We start from the raw sequence: 16,757 nt of genomic DNA, 5'->3' as shown, positions 1-16,757 counted from the left end.
TTGCCAAGTAATTGGCAAGTTCCTGTGGTTGGTACAGCTTTCTATCTTCTCGCCAGGTCGGTTCGTCACTCTCGCTCAGGCTTCCTTGCGTCGGAGCTAACTGCCTCCATGATTGCAGCTAGTTCATCTAGAAGTTCGCTGTGGCAACGCTTTAAGTAGCCCGATATGGTTTCATTGCGCAGCAGACGAGCGAGATAACCCTTGGCAACGACTAAAAACAGCATGGTCTCCCCCAGCGTGTCCTCCACGACCTTGTAATCGTGAAAGAGCTTTTCCATCTCGCGCTCCATCCTCGCCAGCTCCTCGACGCTGACCTCTGCGGACAGCTTGGATTTTTTTTCGATCAACATGTCCGGCCGTGAAGCTGCAAGTACCATTTCGGCGTAAGTTTGGGTAAAGCAATTGGCGGATACCATGAGCTCCACGGTTTCGATTTGGCGCATGGGTTTCATTTTTCTCAGTGTGCGAAATACTCCTTGGCTGACCATTTTGACTTTAAGCATTTCTACTACTTCGGGCGCGATGCCATCGAGCATGCGCTGTCGATCATGGATTCTCTCTACATTGATACCCAGAACCTTTGCTATCAAGGCGGGGGAAATGCCTTTACGCACAGCGGTGAGAATCATCTTGTGCTCTTGCACAGGCGTTAGGCGGTTAATCTGCCGGTTATATGTGAAACCTTCGTCATCGATTGAGAGTAAGCACAGTGCCTCAGTGGCGCCCAGCGCTTTAAGTGCATGCAGGCGTAGATGGCCGTCTAGCAACACGAAAGCTGCGGTCCCCTCCACATTGGTCTGCTGTCGATGCACTGCCAGCGGCTCAATAACGCCCAACTCCCTAATCGAAGTTAGGATAGTTAAGTATTTTTTTGTCTGTTCTATATCTTTGTCCAAAGATCGGGTCGGAAGGATTCGGTCAACGGGGATTGGGATGATCTGCCGTTCAAAGCCTTGTTTCACTTGGCCCATATCACGCCTCTCCTTGAATACGGTCAGCCAGCGACTTAGGCATGTCTGCGATATTTTCGCTGCGTAGTAGGGTGCAGAAATAGTCGTCGGCCAGCAGTCGGCGCATAGCAGTAACGATGATCAATACTCGCTGCTCATTGATATCGGCCTTTTTGAGCATGACTCGTTGGCGCCTGACTTCGGTCTGATAAGTACTCAAAAGTTTTTGAGGCGTCGTTGATTGCTCGGTGGCTGATCGCTTTTGACCGTAGTTTTTTCCTGAAAATCGACGCCTATCTATGAGGCGTCTCACCTTAATCAGCTGTTCTCCCTTCAAGAGGCCCGTTTCATAAGCTTCCACCATCGCGACCTGTACTTCCGTATCACTCGACCTAGCCACCATTGTCGCAAGTGTGATGGGTAACCAGCCTTTTTCGACTGCTGAGATGAGCCGCTCTTCTCCTTGACGTAAAAGTAGAAGGATTGCGTTGATGTAAGTGGGATCCAGACTGGTCTTCATGCTGATCTGTTTGGTGGTGTATCCGCGATCAGACAGAATTTGAATAGAGTAGAGCAGGTCCTTGTTCGTGTGCTTACGGCGGGCCAAGTTTTCGACCAGGCTGATTAGAAACCGGTCGGCTTCACTGGCACTGACGACGACACAGGGAATTTCGCGCTCGCCCAAGGCGCAATAGGCTTCGTATCGACCTTGCCCGCACACTAGTTCGAAAAAATCAGAGTTGTCTTGGTCGCTGCTTGGGGTAACCGTAATCGGTCGTTTCAGGCCTAGGTTCGAAATGTTTTCGACAAGTTTGGCAAACACTTGTTTATTACGCGCGCGAGGATTGAGGACGCGGATACGATCCAGGCTGACCATTAGGATAGTCGTTGCTTCCCCAACATGTAGTGGGCTACGAGGATGGTGCGGCATATTCATGCGGCTCTCCCCACGACCGTTCGACGAGAAAGTTGCGCGAGTGCTTCGAGGCTGTCGTAACGATAGATTTCCAGATTGGAGGCGTTTGACTCGCTCAGACGAATATTGGGTTGTTGAATATCAAGGGTAGGCAGGATGTAGTAATCGCGGGCGATTTCTTCCCCTGGCTCCATTCGAACGGCAACGGTGATATCAGGTGAAAGACCAAGATCGAAGCGTATTTTCCAGCGATTCGTGCCCGAGTCAGCGCGCCGGCAGCGACACAGGACGAGAGAAATCAAAATCTCTTCGTTGACTAGAAGCAGGTCGCTGGTTGGGTCGATTGCAACTCTTCCTCCGACTTGCTGAATATGCTCTACGGTTCGAGCCAGCAGGAGAGGATGCATCAACCGAAGCTGATGATTGGCGGCGACATAGCCGTAGTCCCGCGAAGGGGTATAGCCTATGCGCGAGTAGGTACGCAGAAGACTGCCAAACCGCGATGTATAGGCTGTGGTGGAAGGGCAGTCGTCAGACTCGTTGATGATCATGCCGGATAAATAACCCGCTTTCTCGTATAGCTTTTTAAGCCTCTCCAACATTTCGGCGTCGGACATGCGGTAGCTGCGCGACTGGATGATTTCTTGGGCTGCGGCGAATAGTATGTTGTCAACTAAAGGGGGAAAGACACCGTCAGCGCGTATCCATTGTTCGGGATCATTCCTCACATGTTCTTGTTTAAGTTTGAAGGAGGACCGGTTCCAGACATTGTTGCCGATGTATTTTTCGTTGGTCAGGATTTGATGAACTCCCCCTTTGGTCCAAGGCCTGGCTAGGTCATTCTGAAGTCCTCGACTATTCAGTTGTTGGGCTATCTCGGCCTCTGAGTAACCCGCTTCAACAAAACGCTGATAGATCCAATGAACAGTTGCAACTTCCTCCAGTGGTCCGGGAATAAGTCTCACACGGTCGGTTTGGATGCTTTTGTGTTCGCCAAGCGCTAGTTCTGCTTTAGGGTTGCCAGCAGCGTCCACCAATTGACGCCTAAGCCCGTAGCCCGCTATTCCCCCTTGCCGAAAGCCTAACTGTATGAGGCGGGATTGGCCCGCAAAGACTTTGACAGACAATTCCCGGCTGTACTCGCCCGCCATCATGCGCTTCAGACTTTTGACGATATTAGATACGGGCGAGCCATCATTGGAAAATTGCTCCGCGCAGTAGTGAACCGACACACCTGCCTGTCTGCAACGGACCTCGAAGCTGGCGGCCAAGTCCGGATCTTGAAAGCGCCCCCAGCGGCTGACGTCGTAGACGAGAATGGTCGAAAAACCGAGAACATCGCTTTCAACATCGCTGAACAGTTGAATTAACGCGTCCCGGCCTTCGAGGCGAAGGCCGCTTTTTCCTGCGTCGGTATAAATTTTGACGATTTCGAGAGAGTGCGCGGCTGCGTAAACCTTGATGGTTTCGAGCTGGTTTTCAGTTGAGTACTGTTGATGCTCTGTGGACATCCGGACGTACGCCGCTGCCAAACCTGGTTCTCGGCGTGAGTGTTCTGATTTAGCACTTTTACCACTACGCATACGCAATAGCCCCTGCGTGCATCCACACTGGGAGTGCGCCATCGGGACGCATTCAATCTACTTGCTACTTAAGCAAGCGGTGTCTTTCAACCATAGAGGATTTGAGGGGGAAAAATGATTCCTAAAAAAGGCAAAATTTTTCCGGACAAACAAGACTATGCGTCGGGACTTGCGGCAGCATTACAAAGTGAGTTGGGCTCCACGCACCAGGCCGTGAAGACATTGATGAAGTGGACGAATGCAAACGAACGTACTGCTAAAAACTGGCTGAAAGGGACTTGTGGCCCTCGTGGTGAGCATCTAGCCCGTCCGGTTCAGCACTCCGACGCCGTATTGGCAACTTTCCTAAATATGTCCAAGCGAAACAGCTCAGTAATAAGCGCTACGCTTCCATCATTGAGGAATGATCTAATGCGGGCAGTGATTGCAATTGACTGTTGTTTGTCGGTGGCGGATGAGCTGCCCTAGCTCAATGATTCGCCCCGGGTTTCGTAGACACCCGACGGCCGCTTGCTGCCCCTCACGACAGGCAGCAATCGGCCAAATGCAGACGCTCAAAAATGGCAGGTATTGGCCGTAAGCAGTCCGTCATACAAATTAATATTGACCATCGCTGGCTTGCCCGCTGCGATTCTAAAAGGACATAGAAGTGGCTTAACCGGCGCTCGAACCCTTTAGCTTGGCTAGGTGCCCTGTTAGATGTGGCCAGCGTTTTCACCAATCGTGTGCAGTGCCCCACGGACATTCTCCCCCACGTCTGACTCCCTCAGCTGTTCGACCTGCAGTGTCAGCTCCATCAAGGCGACCTCAAGGGCCGGCTGGTTGGTTGGTGTACATCCTCTCCAGTACATCTGACAGGGAATAGTCACCTAGCATTGCATCGACTCCTTTCGAGAAAAGTACAAGCGTAGTACCGGTGGTGCCTTGGTCAGGCAGGAATCGCGGATTGCTTAGAAATTGCCACAAAGCGAAGAGACTACGGAGGGTTAGCCAATCTGCTTGATGCGTTGGAGGAGGGCTACGCCCAATCCATCATCGAACATAGTTTCGATAGCTACTGCGCTCGCTTTACCGATCTTCCGCCCGCCAAAACTAGAAACCTACATAGTCAGCGAGAAATTTTGCCGTCCTGATTCCTATGGGTTGAATACTGCTGAAATCGTGAAACTGCTGAGTGTTCATACAATTGTACAGTGGGGCGGCTCGATACATGGATTTTTACGATGTTCAATCATTTCGTACATGCATACCCTTCTGTCAGGCCCGTTGATCACTAACAATAAAAGGAGACGACCATGCCTATTCAGACCGAGCACGACCCGCGTTTGAAACGTTCACTCAAGACGCGGCATATCAGCATGCTGGCGCTAGGTGGAGTTATCGGCGCTGGGCTATTTGTAGGTTCCAGCGCAGTAATAGCTTCCACCGGCCCGGGTGCTTTCATCACCTACGCCATCACCGGCCTTATCGTTGCGTTGGTGATGCGTATGCTTGGCGAAATGGCTGCTGCACATCCTTCTAAAGGCTCTTTTGTCGATTACGCCCGTATGGCGTTTGGGCGTCCCGCAGGTTATATGACGGGATGGCTCTATTGGTATTTCTGGGTCATCGTGGTGGGTTTCGAGGCAGTCGTCGGCGGGCAGATTATCAATGGCTGGCTACCAGATATTCCGGTTTGGGTCATTGCGCTGGGGTTGATGATAAGCATGACGTTACTGAACTTGATGTCCGTCCATTCCTTTGGGGAAGCGGAGTACTGGTTTGCGGGTATCAAGGTTGCGGCTATTGTCGTGTTTCTGGTTGTCGTAGGCATCTACGTGTTTAACCTTTGGCCCGGCTCGACTGCAAGCTTCAGTAACCTTACCGAACATGGGGGGTTCCTGCCTCATGGCGTGTCGTCATTATTCACCGGAGTCGTCGTGGTGATTTTCTCTATGACCGGCGTTGAAGTTGCGACCCTCGCCGCTGCGGAGTCTGAAGATCCCTCGCGTAACATCCGCAAGGCCGTCAACACAGTGATGGTTCGAATCCTGGTGTTTTTTGTGCTGGCCACCTTTTTCATCGTGGTAGCGCAGCCCTGGACGGATATCGTTCCGGGTAAATCGCCTTTTGTCACGACGCTTGAACATATTGGTATCCCTGGCGCGGGTACGCTATTGACCGTGGTTATTCTGGTTGCCGTACTTTCGGTGCTGAACGCGGGACTCTACACCTCGTCGCGTCTTTTGTTCGTGCTGGCCTCCAATGATGAAGCCCCGCGGTTGATGGCCTCACTGAGCCGTAATGGCGTTCCGGTAAGAGGCGTGATCGCCTCGACGCTCGTGGGGTATGGCTGCGTTGTTATTGCAGCACTATGGCCAGATACAGTGTTTCAGTTCCTTATCAACTCTTCCGGGACAGTCTTCCTGTTTGTTTACCTGATGATCTGTCTTTCGCAACTCAAGCTTCGCCAGAAATGGCTGAATGAGGGCTCGTTGAAGTTCGCCATGTGGGCTCATCCCTGGCTGCCACTGTTGGTCACCGCTTCAATCATCGCCGTCCTGGCAAGCATGGCGTTCGACGCCACGATGCAGGTCAGCCTACTTCAATGTGTGATCGCAATCCTGGTGATTGCCCTCTCATACGCTGTTCTGCGGTGGAAACGTGCTCGCCAGAGCAGCACCGAACTCAAAACTCGGCCGGCAAGCAGCACTTAGCAAGCCAAGCCGTATCGGACGCAAGCCTTATCTAGGGCGGTCAGTGGGAAGCCAATAGCATGTCGGAAAAATTAGGGTTGAATCAATTGCCTAACAAGCCTCTGTGGTTCGAATCTGCGCCATCCCGTGAGCGCTTGGACGGCTCGGTGCAGGCAGATGTGGTGATTGTTGGCGCCGGATACACGGGTCTATGGACGGCCTACTATCTGCTCAAGAGTGATCCGTCACTTCAAGTGGTGTTGCTTGAGAAACATCATGTGGGGTTTGGCGCTTCCGGACGAAATGGCGGCTGGGCTTCGGCGATTTTCCCGATCTCGCTTTCCCGTGTGGCCGAGTTGTATTCCCACTCTGCCGCGCTGGATTTGCAGGCTGAGATGAATAATACGGTCGATGAGATCGGCCGTGTTCTGTCCAAAGAAAGCGTCGACGCAGACTATTCGAAGCAAGGTTTTCTCTCGTTGGCCCGCAGCGCCCCACAGATGGTGCGCGCCAAGGCAACGGTAGATGCGTCTGCGCGTTTCGGATTACCGCACCAATGGCAAGTCCTCGACAGTGCGCAAGCCTTCACCAAAGTGGGCGCCCAAGGCACCTTAGGTGGCCTCTATACCGAACACTGCGCACTTATCCATCCAGGAAAGCTGGTGCGCGGCCTGGCTGAGCTCGTCGAGCAAATGGGGGCTAGGATATATGAACACTCTGCGGTTACGGAACTCACTCCAGGAGAGGTGCGCACGGCACGAGGGTCGGTCAAGGCCGGCTTCACTGTACGTGCGACAGAGGCATTTACCTCGCAGCAACCTGGTTACTCGCGCTTTGTTATTCCGCTGTATTCGCTAGTGCTAGCCACTGAGCCGTTGCCTCGTGAGTTACTCGGCAAACTCAATCTTGACCATCGTATGGCATTTAATGACATGCGCCATCTCAGGGTTTATGGGCAGGTGACGGCAGAGGGACGCGTGGTGTTCGGAGGCCGCGGCGCGCCTTATCACTGGGGCTCGCAGATGTCTGGAGATGCCGATCTGGTGAATAAGGTTCACTCCAAAATCCATGACGCAATGTTGGAGTTCTTCCCCGACCTTGCTGATGCCCGCATCACGCATCGTTGGGGGGGCGCACTCGGTGTATCACGTGACTGGTGTCCTACGGTGAGTATTGATCGGGAAAAACGCTTGGCCTGGGCAGGTAATTATGTGGGTGATGGTGTGGCCACCAGTAACTTGGCCGGTCGCATTCTGCGCAACCTTATTCTTGGCCGGGACGAGCAGATCAATACGTTGCCTTTAGTCAATCACCGTTCTCCAGCATGGGAGCCAGAGCCACTGCGCTGGCTCGGCGTCAACGGCGGCCTTGCTGCGGCTTCACTCAGCGATATCGAAGAACGCATTACCCATCGCCCATCTTGCACTGCGAAGTTGCTGGAAAAATTGACCGGTGCCCATTAACAGGAGAATCACGTGAATTCATTTACAATTATCAAATCCGCCGACCTCCAATCTCTGCCGCTGAACCCTGGGGGACTGCGTGCTGGAGCGGACCAGGGAGATCCGCAAATAGCGACCCAGCAACTTGCGCGTGAGGCATCTGGTAATCTCGGGGTGTGGGAGTGCGAACCGGGCGGCTGGCCGGTCATCAATCGCGCGGACACCGAGTTCACTTATATTCTCTCTGGCGTGGCGTTATTGACTGATGAGGCCAGCGGCCGTGTTGTGGAGGTAACGGGCGGCGACCTGATCATTCTCCCACCGGGCTGGAGTGGCCGATGGGATGTGATCAAGACGGTCAGGAAGGTGTACGCTATTTACTGAACGCTCAAACTCATGCGTATTCATTACCTTAGCTGTATCAATCGCTGATTTTCTGGATTGATACTTCACATAGACGGCCCCTCAGCCAACTGCGGGGCCGTTTGCATTCATGTGTGACTATCGAGCAATTCGGTATTTTTGCCCGCCTGGATAGCAATCCAGAATCTTGCAATGCCTTGAGTAGTAGTGGGCTTGAGCCCCGACAACTGCTCTATTGACTTGAGTCGGTAAACCAGTGTCTGGCGATGAATACCTAGATCGAACGCTGAGCTCTTCCAGTTGCCATCGTTTTCAAGAAATGTGATCAGAGTCCGTAAAAGCACGGTGCCATTCGCGCGGTCGTGTTCTATCAAGGGGCCGAGATAACGACCTACTAGTGCCCTGGCCTCGGATAGCGATTTTGGCGCCATGATCAGTCCGGTCTCGACTTCACCATAGCGCAGTATGCCGGCCCTGAGTTCCTTGGCCTGAAGCATCGCCAGACGCGCTTGCCTGACGCTTTCACGAACGCCCGTGGCTGATGTTATCGGCCTGCTTATACCCATCACCGTACCGTTTCCAAGATTGGCAAGAAGGGAATCGAGCGTCGCACTGTCGTCCGGGCTTATCGCCAACAGCAGTTCTCCATCCTCCAGCAACAGAGGAGGTGCGGCGTGAAGGGGGGGTGAATGGTGTATCTCATCGACACCCCACGTGCCTTTCTCTCCTGGGGTTATTGCCAGGCTCACCAGGGTTCCGGAGAGTGCGCGGCGCTCCAGAATCGGACGTGCCAGAATAAACTGCATTTCGCTGTCCAATAGGCTGCGCAGCAGCGCTGCGCCTTCCTCTCGCTGCTGGTCCCGGTAGATCATCGACCGTTCCAACTCGACGCCCAACAGACCCACAAGTGAACGCACGAGAATCGAGTCATCCATTGTTCTCTCGACTTTGCGAATCATGACCAGATTGGCTCGAGTGCGCCCTCCGATTGCTATCCGCTCGATGTGTTCGTCGTGAGGGGCAAGGGAGGGGGCCGTTTTGACGATCTTAAATCCGCTTACCGCATCCTCGATCGCCAGATCTAGCTTTAGCGTTTGGGCGAGGATGGATAAGCGACCAGACATTTCAGGCGACTTGCGTAGTGCATCCGCATAGGTCTGAAACAGGTGCTCGATGGCGTTGAAACGCTCGCGCTGGGCGTTCAATACGCTTTCGATCACGTAATGGGACAGCTTGATAAACTCAAGCTCAAAGCTGGCAAGCAGGATCGGGAACAACAGGTTGTCCGCCGCTTTGAGCATCTGGTTCGACAGGATCGGGGCATCGTGGCGGGGAGCAACCACTAACGCGCTTGCATTGCTTTGTACCAGTTGCTCCAGCCAAGCTACTTGATCCTGCGCTGCACGAGGAATTCCGACCCCGGTTGTCATGACTAGGTCGCCAGGAGAAATCCATCTCCACGGGTCCGGCAAATCGACGGCATGAGCCCATGTAATCAGCCGACTCGTAGCACCTTCGCCTGCCACCGCCTGAAGCTTCAGCAACTCGATATTGATCAGGTCCTGCACGGTTAACATGGGCTCACTGTCCTTCAACTATCGAGGTCTCATGGTACCGAGTACCGAGGAAAGCAACCATAGCCCTTAAGAGTTGCTGAGACGACATTTCGCGCTTCGATGAGGACGCAGTCGTTTCGTAGATAATGAAAGGTGGTTTCGCTACAGAAAAAATTCAATGACTGAATTTTGAGGTGGGTGACTCTAATCAGCGGATAATATCCACGCCCATCTAGAGTTCGCTGGGGGGGCAGTGAAAGACGCGAGGAGTAGGTATTAAGCGTTCTCAAACCCAGAAGGCACCCCAGTTAAAGCGCGGTCTGTAGCTCAGTCATTTACTTTGAGTAATGGAACTGCAAGCCGACTCAAGACCGTGGCACTCGTGTATTTGCCTATCGGTCTTGAAAAACGGCGAACGTTAATAGCGTTCCCAGGGTTCAAATACCTGGTTTCCCGCCAACACTCAAACGAAAGCCCCGCGATTGCGGGTTTTTTGTGTTTCTGGCCTCCTGCAATGTTGGCGCTGATTGAAAACTGACCCCCCTGCCGATTGAAAATTGACCCAGGACGGATTGCTGATTTCTGTCCCAGCAATTGTGGATAAGCTTAGCAGCAGTGTTCCGATTAAAGACGCATCAAGCTCCACCGCATGCAGCAGGGTGTTTATGGTGCGGATCAAAATGGCTCATCGTCCTCGATATCATTTCCGTCCTTTCGCTTTCGTTCGCGTGTTTTGATCTTTGTCTGGGCAGCCAATGTGCCGTGTTGCAGGCGGTAAGACTCGTTGCCTGTTTCAACGATATGGCAGTGGTGTGTCAGCCGATCCAGCAGCGCCGTAGTCATTTTGGCGTCGCCAAACACACTCGACCATTCCGAGAAGCTGAGGTTTCGACGATGCCTTTCTCCCAGCCAGAGGCCACGTTGCAGAAGTCCGGATCGAACAGATAGTGCGCGCACATCATGGAAAACCGGGCGTTGACCGTGCGGCCTTTGCCTTTGTTGACCTTGTCGACAGCCGTTTTCATGTTGTCGTAGATGCCGCGACGTGGCACGCCACCCAACGCTCCAAACGAACGGGTATGGGCATCAAACAGCATCTCGTGGCCTTGGCTGGGGTACGCAACCAACCAGAATGCGCGACTGGCGCACAGCTTCATGTGGGAGACCTGGATACGTCGAAACAGGCCACCGATCAGCAGACTCTCTTCGCTCCAGTCAAATTGAAACGCCTCGCCGAGCGCAAAAGTCAGCGGTACAAAAGCGCGTAAAGACTTGCCTTGCTCACCTTGCCAAGAGCGTACAAACGCCGTGAGCTGGCTGTAGCCGCCGTCGTAACCCTCGGCCTTGATCTGCTCGAAAAGCGCTTTGGCGCTCCTGCGGTTGTGTTTTGGCCGGAACGAATCGGCCTTGAGCGCCTGTTCCAACGTCTCGTGGAAAGGGCTGAGTTTGTTGAAGGTTGCGCACCGTTGGTACGCCGGCTGAGTGGCTTCGGGCGCTCTGACCCATTTTCGGATGGTGTTTCTAGAAAGCCCGGTACGCTTGGCTATCTGATGCAGCGAGAGTTTGTCGCGGAAGTACATCCGCCGGATTTTCCCCAACATTTCCATGCTGATCACCCTGTGTTCTCCTGCTCAAAAAGTGAGCAGAAGCAGTTGAACACCTGGGTCAGTTTTCAGTCGGCAGAACAGCCTCCACTGGGTCAGTTTTCGGTCGGCGGCAACATATAGCCGTTAAAAAGCCTCATCGTCCCTTTTCGGGATCTAATGATGGAGCTGACAGATGCGTTTGCCATTTTGTTAAAGCAAATGCGCTTGAAGCAGCGGCTTACACAGGGATATTTTGGTGTTGTTAACAGCAGAACGTATCTGATTTTGCTTGAATGTAGAAATAAGAAATTCAGCTTTAGGACGCTTACGAGTTAGCAAGTGGTCTGGGTATCCATCCTCAGAGTATATTCGCAGAATGCTTCTTAGCTCAGGAGGAGAGTTGCCAACGCTGCGGTCGATGGATATTTTTCGGTATTGCGGCCATGCCTAGGCAATCCTGGTCTTTTGAGAGAAATTAACCGTTCCTCGGGTACTCGGCTGCGGTCATGACTTTACACTACGGAACCTTACGTTTTGAGCATCGACAAGACGTACTAGATTGATCAGCACCCGGAGCGAGGTGAATGCCAATCTTCTCTTAGGACTTGATGGACGCTTCTGTTTGTGGCTGACCGCCGCGAAGGAGGGCACCAGTGGATCACCATAGCTGGGTGTATTGCTGCTTGAGGAGCAAAACAAATACACCCCTGAAAGCTTTGAGGAGTCTGCCAAGCCTTTGGTTAAAGAGATTCAGGATATCTTGCAGCTCTGGAGTTTCCCGAATCACGCCCCGGTGGAATTCAATTTCAAAGCACGGGACATCACCATTGGTGCGAGTGCGAGAGGCAATTTTGGCAAGGGGTATCCAGCCATCGCGTCTTCTGCATTTGCTCTAGGGCTGATGAATCTACTAAAACTCTCTGGGTGCCACCCTGGCTTTGTGGTGCTTGATTCGCCACTGACGACATACAAAGAAGGGGATCCGGAGCCTGAGGAAGATGATAGGAAGTGGCAGCGGACGTGATTTATACGTTCTATCAGGATATTGCCGACAACTTCAAAGATTCTCAAGTAATTGTATTTGAGAACAAGAATCCTGATATAGCGCTCATCCCTCATTTGAATTATCAGCACTTCACGAAAAGCAGAAAGAGTGGGAGATACGGCTTCTTCCCACTACGAGGCTGATCCGACTGTATAGTTTGTCGGTCACCCTTACATGGCGCGGTGATCGACTTACTAGCTTTCGGCTCTCCGTAAACACGGATGATTGGTTGGGTGAAGGTACAGTCAGCGGGAAAGCGGTGGCGATGATAGAGTGGATTACTGTCTGTCATCGCCCGCCATCGCGCATCAAACTCCAGATTCCGTTAAGTTGACGATGCCGCCTGGTCCCCCAAAATTCCTACGGTTTGATCTTGAACAGCCGCTGCGCATTGCCGGACATGATCATCTCCTTTTCCTCTGCGGAAATCGGTGCGTTGCGTATCCATTCGGCACCGATCTCCGACGATTCGTAGGGATAGTCGATCGCAAACATGACACGATCTGCGCCAAGAGCTTCGATCGCGAATTTGAGCACTTGATCCCAGAACATTCCGCTCGTCGTGATATGGATGTTCGATTTAATGTATTCGCTCGGCTTTCGCTCCAGCTTGACCATGCCCGGCGGAACCTGGCCTTGGGACATCATCATTTTGTAGATGTTGTCGAAGCGAAATAGCCAAAAGGGCAATGACTCGCCCATATGGCCCAAAACGACTTGTAGTTCGGGGAACCGATCGAACACTCCCCCAAACACCATGCGAGTGGCATGGAGGCCAGTTTCGGCGGCAAATCCCCATATCGCGCCAGAAAGTCCATAGGGCATCATTGGTTTGCACATGTCGCCGGACGGAAAGGTGGGGTGAATATAGACAGGAGCCTGACAGCGCTGGGCTGCCTCGAGAATAGGATCGAACTTCCGTTCGTCCAGATATTCTCCATTTGTGTGCGAATTAATGATAATGCCGTGCATTCCCAATTCGGTCATTGCACGTTTGACCTCGTCAGCAGCCCGCACGGGATCCTGTGGCGCAATGGCGGCCAAACCGGCAATGCGCGTCGGATACTGCCGGATCAAGCCGGCCAAATAATCATTCGTTTGTTTGGCCAAACTCGTCCCAAGGTCGGCGTCAAATAGCTGAACACCTGGGCTCGTCAACGACATGAGGTGCATATCGACACCGTTCGCATCCATGTTTGCGAGACGCGTTTCAACGTCGCAAAGACCTCTGGCAGCTTCCGGCTTCGTCTGGAAATAGGCGGCATAGCGCACGTTGTCAGAAGTGCTCGTCGAAGCGAACTTGCCAAGAGCTTCAAGATATTCCGGAGTGGCGAAAGCCTCCTCGGTCGCGATCATGTGCATTTTTGGCTCCTCAACCATTTTTCCAAGCTCTCTTCGAAAAGGCCATCGCCAGCTTACAGCCGGCGAGAGTTCGAAATTCCGGGCAGCTTACAAGTCCGAAATCCAGATGGTATAGCATGATTTGGATTAAGGATTCATGTGGAAACCGGTCACAAGGGAGTTTCGAAGGGACGGTGGCGTGGAATTAACGGGTCTGGCCAACGCGCAATTTCCGTGACAACACCGGCCTTTTACTAAATTCCGGACGGGGTACATGAACAGGCGATCCGAACCAATAGAGCTGGATATCTGCTCCAGCCAACTGCACCCAATCCCAGGCTCGCCATATCGGCGGGCCTTTTTCATTTCTGTAGTAACAATGGACCCGACCGACCTCGGCCCAGGCACAGCTACCTGGCTGGGCGGCACGGGCAGAACCCTACTGGGTGGCTTCCTCTGGTTGAGGAAATTCCTCTCCCGGGATGCGACCGACCGCGCCATGGACAACGCCGATATCGGCACCGTCCGCAGGCTGAACGAACTGCTCGATTCGGAACGCCAGGCCCGCAAACAAGCCGACGCCCGAGTCGACCCGTTCGCCAAAGAAGGTAACGAGCTGGCCGCTGCTGTTGGCCGTATGGAAAGGAAGATCGAAGCCCTGACTGGGATAACCACGCGGTGGTACAAGGAACCTGCCGCCTATGGTGAGTTCTACACATGTAAAGAGCACGAGCCCTAATGCTCCGATGCGTTTCACGCGCAGTCGATCCTGTGGTCGATGTCGGTAGCGCCGAAGCAGGTCCCACCAGAGCGCAAATAGGGCTGCGTAGAGCAGGGCGTGCCACCACTGCAGGTAAGGTCGTGCGGATTCGAATGCCTGCTGCCAGACTTCGAAACTACCCAGCGCAGCGCAGCCGATCCAGGCGACCAGTGCGGCGGTCACCGAAACCGCGTTAGCAGGGTGATTGCGGTGTTTGGTGCGGCGAAGCCGCACTGTGCTTATCTATTTGTCAACCGTCGTGCCACTCGCATGAAGGTTCTAGTCCACGACGGCTTCGGTATCTGGCTGGCGGCTCGCAGGTTGAATCAGGGTAGGTTTCACTGGCTAAGCATTCGCGCGGTGCGCCCCGATGAAACACTGGTACACCCACACCTTTGACCAACTGATAGGGCAGGGGCGCGGGGAAACGCGTATCGGTTTTCTGGTAGAAGGACAGCAGGGTCAGCGATGTGTCTTCGTCAGGGCGCCAGGTCAGCGCCGGGGCGATGTAGATCTTGTCGTCGTTGAGATGATCCTGCTGGGTGTCGCTGTTGCGGCTGAGCAGGGTCAAGCGATAACCGGCCAAAAGGAGCCAGTCAAAGGCGTCTAGAAAATCAGGGGCGATTCAATAAGTGATTTTCCCGAACACTGGTTCGAATCTTAAAATCGCATCGATATCGGCAAGTTTGGCAAGCCGGATTACTGCGTCCATGGCATCTTCCTTTTTTCTATCCGTGTGATGCACTCGTTGCGCTAGAACCGCTTCTCGCAAAGCATCAACCAGTGCCTGAAGCTGTAGACCGGTCTGTCCGACCCATTGGGCCAGTGTTGAGCGCGGGATCGCTAAGAATGCACATCCTTACCCTGAGGATCGCTTCGCGTCACGTACCCAAGGCAGGAGCCGTATGCGGTAGTTCCGCACGTACGGATCTGAGCGGGGGGGCGGCAGGTAACTGCCGTCCCTACCGCGACCACTACGGCGGCGGAGGTATTTGGGCCACGCGTTATTTGCGTTGTTCTTTCAGGCGGAGACTGCGGCGGCGTCCAGGGACACCAACACAGTGGCAGCAGCTGGTGGTAAGTGCTTGGTTCAGGAACCACAGGATGCAGTTGTAGCCAGCGTGCCTATCAGTATCATTCAGCGAGACCATCCCGACGCCATAGTCAACAAAGACAACATGGCGGCAGCGATGGTGAGTGCGGTTATTGGCGTGCTTACTTAGCTCACTCCTCTAGCTCATCCCGCGAGTAACGGTGCATAATCTTGCGCGTAGGTGCCCAACCCGCGCGACTTGTGATATTTTCAACAAGGGATGGGGTTCTCGTAACAACGCTCTCTCGCGATGGGGTAGCAGCACACATGAAAACAAGCATCTAAGTTTTTGTAACTCCCCTTGCGTACATACAGCGACAGCCTTCAAAGGTACGTGCAAGCCAACATTCAGGTTTCATGTGGATGAACTCCTAAGGTGAGAACGAGTCTTAATGCCTATAAGACAGACAATACCTAAGGTTCATGAAGTCCGACTTACCCACAGAATTCGGCGCGTACACAGGTGCAAAATGTTCTCCCCGCTTTTAAGGCAGTTGTGCGCTTTCCTCTTACTCGCTGCCTCAGGCATCTCCGTCGCCTCAGATCCGGCTACAGCGCCGATTCGGGTTGTCACTGAGGAATTGCCGCCATACAACATGGCAGAAAACGGAGTGGTCACAGGCCTGAGTACGGAAATCGTGCAAGCAGTTATGGCCGGTCTCGGGCTCAACTCCAAGATTGAGATTCTGCCTTGGGCTCGCGCCTATGATTTAGCGCAACATTCCGACAACGTCCTGATCTATTCGATGGCAAGAACCCAAGAGCGGGAACATCTCTTCAAATGGGTCGGAGCCATCGCACCGACGAGGTGGTTTCTGTTCAGTCTGTCCGAAAGACCTATTTGGCTGAATTCACTCGACGATGCACGTCAGTATCACATCGCGACTGTCAAACAGGACGTTGGTGAGCAGTACATGATGGCCCACGGGTTCCAGGTGGGCAAAGAGTTACTGTCTAGCAGCATGTACGAGAACACTTACCGCAAGCTTAAGGTCGATCACGTTGAGCTGTGGATCTCCAATGAGCTCAACGCCATTCACCTTATGCGCAAGAATGGGGATGATCCTGAAATGACGATGGTGCGTTCACTGCCGTTACCCGAGCTATCAAGTGAAGAAGGACTGTACATGGCCTTCAGTCCAGCTACGCCAGACGCAACCGTAGAACGGTTTAGGGCAGAATTGGATCGGATCAAGCAAGATGGCACATATCACGCTATCGTCAAAAAATGGCTCCAAGGTCCTTCACATTGAACGCATCGACTGCTGCCTCTCACGAAGATCCCACATCGGCCAGAAGCGGACGTTTAGAACAGAGAAATAAATCTGTTCTCTTTTCCCAATGGACATCATTGCGGCGTACGCAAGGCTATCGCGTGGTGCGCGCAGCGCTCTCTACAAAAGCACCTTAGCACTTAGCGCCGCACAATTAGGCGAAGCATGGACTT

At 53.2% G+C, this 16,757-nt stretch carries 12 protein-coding genes and 7 pseudogenes; 8 read left to right on the top strand and 11 right to left on the bottom strand.

Features of this window, described 5'->3' with window-relative positions:
* Positions 1-65: 65 nt before the first annotated feature.
* Genes AOA61_RS28775 through AOA61_RS28765 form a run of 3 tightly spaced genes read right to left on the bottom strand, consistent with a single transcriptional unit; the run spans position 66 to position 3,449 of the window.
* Entirely contained in the window at positions 66-971 is a 906-nt protein-coding gene (locus AOA61_RS28775) for a plasmid partitioning protein RepB C-terminal domain-containing protein (protein ID WP_015885958.1), read from the bottom strand.
* Position 972: 1 nt separating this feature from the next.
* Positions 973-1,887, bottom strand: a complete 915-nt coding sequence (locus AOA61_RS28770) for a plasmid partitioning protein RepB C-terminal domain-containing protein (protein WP_043205933.1) — start codon at positions 1,885-1,887, stop codon at positions 973-975.
* Positions 1,884-3,449 (bottom strand): recombinase family protein, encoded by a 1,566-nt coding sequence (locus AOA61_RS28765; protein ID WP_099603305.1) that lies wholly within the window; start codon positions 3,447-3,449, stop codon positions 1,884-1,886. The genes AOA61_RS28770 and AOA61_RS28765 overlap by 4 nt, the downstream gene beginning before the upstream one ends.
* A 114-nt stretch (positions 3,450-3,563) precedes the next feature.
* Here AOA61_RS28765 and AOA61_RS28760 point away from each other — a divergent pair, with 114 nt between their 5' ends.
* Positions 3,564-3,917 (top strand): hypothetical protein, encoded by a 354-nt coding sequence (locus AOA61_RS28760; protein ID WP_099603217.1) that lies wholly within the window; start codon positions 3,564-3,566, stop codon positions 3,915-3,917.
* 227 nt (positions 3,918-4,144) lie between these two features.
* Here the strand turns inward: AOA61_RS28760 and AOA61_RS32455 are convergent.
* Positions 4,145-4,325 (bottom strand): annotated as a pseudogene (locus AOA61_RS32455) (hypothetical protein).
* Between the two features lie 419 nt (positions 4,326-4,744).
* Between AOA61_RS32455 and AOA61_RS28750 the strand changes: the two are divergent.
* From AOA61_RS28750 to AOA61_RS28740, 3 genes are read left to right on the top strand one after another with little or no spacing between them, the layout of a single operon-like run.
* A complete protein-coding gene (locus AOA61_RS28750) occupies positions 4,745-6,145 on the top strand; it encodes an amino acid permease (protein ID WP_099603216.1) in 1,401 nt (466 codons plus the stop codon).
* A 59-nt stretch (positions 6,146-6,204) separates the two neighbouring features.
* On the top strand, positions 6,205-7,587 hold the full coding sequence (locus AOA61_RS28745) for an FAD-binding oxidoreductase (RefSeq protein WP_099603215.1): 1,383 nt from the start codon (positions 6,205-6,207) through the stop codon (positions 7,585-7,587).
* Between the two features lie 12 nt (positions 7,588-7,599).
* The gene (locus AOA61_RS28740; RefSeq protein WP_099603214.1) at positions 7,600-7,950 is read left to right on the top strand and encodes a cupin domain-containing protein; all 351 of its coding nucleotides are present in this window, start codon (positions 7,600-7,602) and stop codon (positions 7,948-7,950) included.
* 107 nt (positions 7,951-8,057) lie between these two features.
* Here AOA61_RS28740 and AOA61_RS28735 read toward each other — a convergent pair whose 3' ends face one another.
* The 3 genes and pseudogenes from AOA61_RS28735 to istA all read right to left on the bottom strand — a co-directional run.
* Entirely contained in the window at positions 8,058-9,506 is a 1,449-nt protein-coding gene (locus tag AOA61_RS28735) for a PucR family transcriptional regulator (RefSeq protein ID WP_099603213.1), read from the bottom strand.
* Between the two features lie 654 nt (positions 9,507-10,160).
* Positions 10,161-10,373 (bottom strand): annotated as a pseudogene (gene istB / locus AOA61_RS28730) (IS21-like element ISPsy20 family helper ATPase IstB); the annotation flags it as partial.
* Positions 10,373-11,092: pseudogene (istA, locus tag AOA61_RS28725) on the bottom strand (IS21 family transposase); the annotation flags it as partial. The pseudogenes istB and istA, both read right to left, overlap by 1 nt.
* A 655-nt stretch (positions 11,093-11,747) precedes the next feature.
* Here istA and AOA61_RS28720 point away from each other — a divergent pair.
* A complete protein-coding gene (locus tag AOA61_RS28720; protein ID WP_256583510.1) occupies positions 11,748-12,095 on the top strand; it encodes a hypothetical protein in 348 nt (115 codons plus the stop codon).
* Positions 12,096-12,476: 381 nt separating this feature from the next.
* On the opposite strand, the gene AOA61_RS28715 is transcribed toward AOA61_RS28720, so the two are convergent.
* On the bottom strand, positions 12,477-13,478 hold the full coding sequence (locus AOA61_RS28715; RefSeq protein ID WP_158234840.1) for an amidohydrolase family protein: 1,002 nt from the start codon (positions 13,476-13,478) through the stop codon (positions 12,477-12,479).
* Between the two features lie 358 nt (positions 13,479-13,836).
* Here AOA61_RS28715 and AOA61_RS28710 point away from each other — a divergent pair.
* Positions 13,837-14,121: pseudogene (locus AOA61_RS28710) on the top strand (chemotaxis protein); the annotation flags it as partial.
* A 39-nt stretch (positions 14,122-14,160) separates the two neighbouring features.
* Here AOA61_RS28710 and AOA61_RS32555 read toward each other — a convergent pair.
* A pseudogene (locus AOA61_RS32555) lies at positions 14,161-14,460 on the bottom strand (hypothetical protein); the annotation flags it as partial.
* 27 nt (positions 14,461-14,487) lie between these two features.
* Between AOA61_RS32555 and tnpB the strand changes: the two are divergent.
* Positions 14,488-14,616: an IS66 family insertion sequence element accessory protein TnpB gene (gene tnpB / locus AOA61_RS33055; RefSeq protein WP_368731127.1), complete on the top strand. Its 129-nt coding sequence runs from the start codon at positions 14,488-14,490 to the stop codon at positions 14,614-14,616.
* Here the strand turns inward: tnpB and AOA61_RS28695 are convergent.
* A pseudogene (locus AOA61_RS28695) lies at positions 14,603-14,794 on the bottom strand (hypothetical protein); the annotation flags it as partial. The gene tnpB and the pseudogene AOA61_RS28695 sit on opposite strands and share 14 nt — an antisense overlap.
* A 153-nt stretch (positions 14,795-14,947) precedes the next feature.
* Positions 14,948-15,076 (bottom strand): annotated as a pseudogene (locus AOA61_RS31005) (transposase); the annotation flags it as partial.
* Positions 15,077-15,780: 704 nt separating this feature from the next.
* Between AOA61_RS31005 and AOA61_RS28685 the strand changes: the two are divergent.
* The gene (locus AOA61_RS28685; protein ID WP_065910937.1) at positions 15,781-16,563 is read left to right on the top strand and encodes an ABC transporter substrate-binding protein; all 783 of its coding nucleotides are present in this window, start codon (positions 15,781-15,783) and stop codon (positions 16,561-16,563) included.
* The last annotated feature ends 194 nt before the right edge of the window (positions 16,564-16,757 follow it).

The organism is Pseudomonas sp. 2995-1 (assembly GCF_002742505.1).
GTDB lineage: Bacteria > Pseudomonadota > Gammaproteobacteria > Pseudomonadales > Pseudomonadaceae > Aquipseudomonas > Aquipseudomonas sivasensis.
The sequence above is the reverse complement of the archived record's forward strand: the minus strand, read 5'-3'. Positions and strand labels throughout refer to the sequence as shown.

Coding starts and splice junctions, on each gene's coding strand:
- AOA61_RS28775 (WP_015885958.1), bottom strand. CDS start 971: ATGGGCCAAGTGAAACAAGGCTTTGAACGGCAGATCATCCCAATCCCC.
- AOA61_RS28770 (WP_043205933.1), bottom strand. CDS start 1,887: ATGAATATGCCGCACCATCCTCGTAGCCCACTACATGTTGGGGAAGCA.
- AOA61_RS28765 (WP_099603305.1), bottom strand. CDS start 3,449: ATGCGTAGTGGTAAAAGTGCTAAATCAGAACACTCACGCCGAGAACCA.
- AOA61_RS28760 (WP_099603217.1), top strand. CDS start 3,564: ATGATTCCTAAAAAAGGCAAAATTTTTCCGGACAAACAAGACTATGCG.
- AOA61_RS28750 (WP_099603216.1), top strand. CDS start 4,745: ATGCCTATTCAGACCGAGCACGACCCGCGTTTGAAACGTTCACTCAAG.
- AOA61_RS28745 (WP_099603215.1), top strand. CDS start 6,205: ATGTCGGAAAAATTAGGGTTGAATCAATTGCCTAACAAGCCTCTGTGG.
- AOA61_RS28735 (WP_099603213.1), bottom strand. CDS start 9,506: ATGTTAACCGTGCAGGACCTGATCAATATCGAGTTGCTGAAGCTTCAG.
- AOA61_RS28715 (WP_158234840.1), bottom strand. CDS start 13,478: ATGCACATGATCGCGACCGAGGAGGCTTTCGCCACTCCGGAATATCTT.
- tnpB (WP_368731127.1), top strand. CDS start 14,488: ATGAAGGTTCTAGTCCACGACGGCTTCGGTATCTGGCTGGCGGCTCGC.
- AOA61_RS28685 (WP_065910937.1), top strand. CDS start 15,781: ATGTTCTCCCCGCTTTTAAGGCAGTTGTGCGCTTTCCTCTTACTCGCT.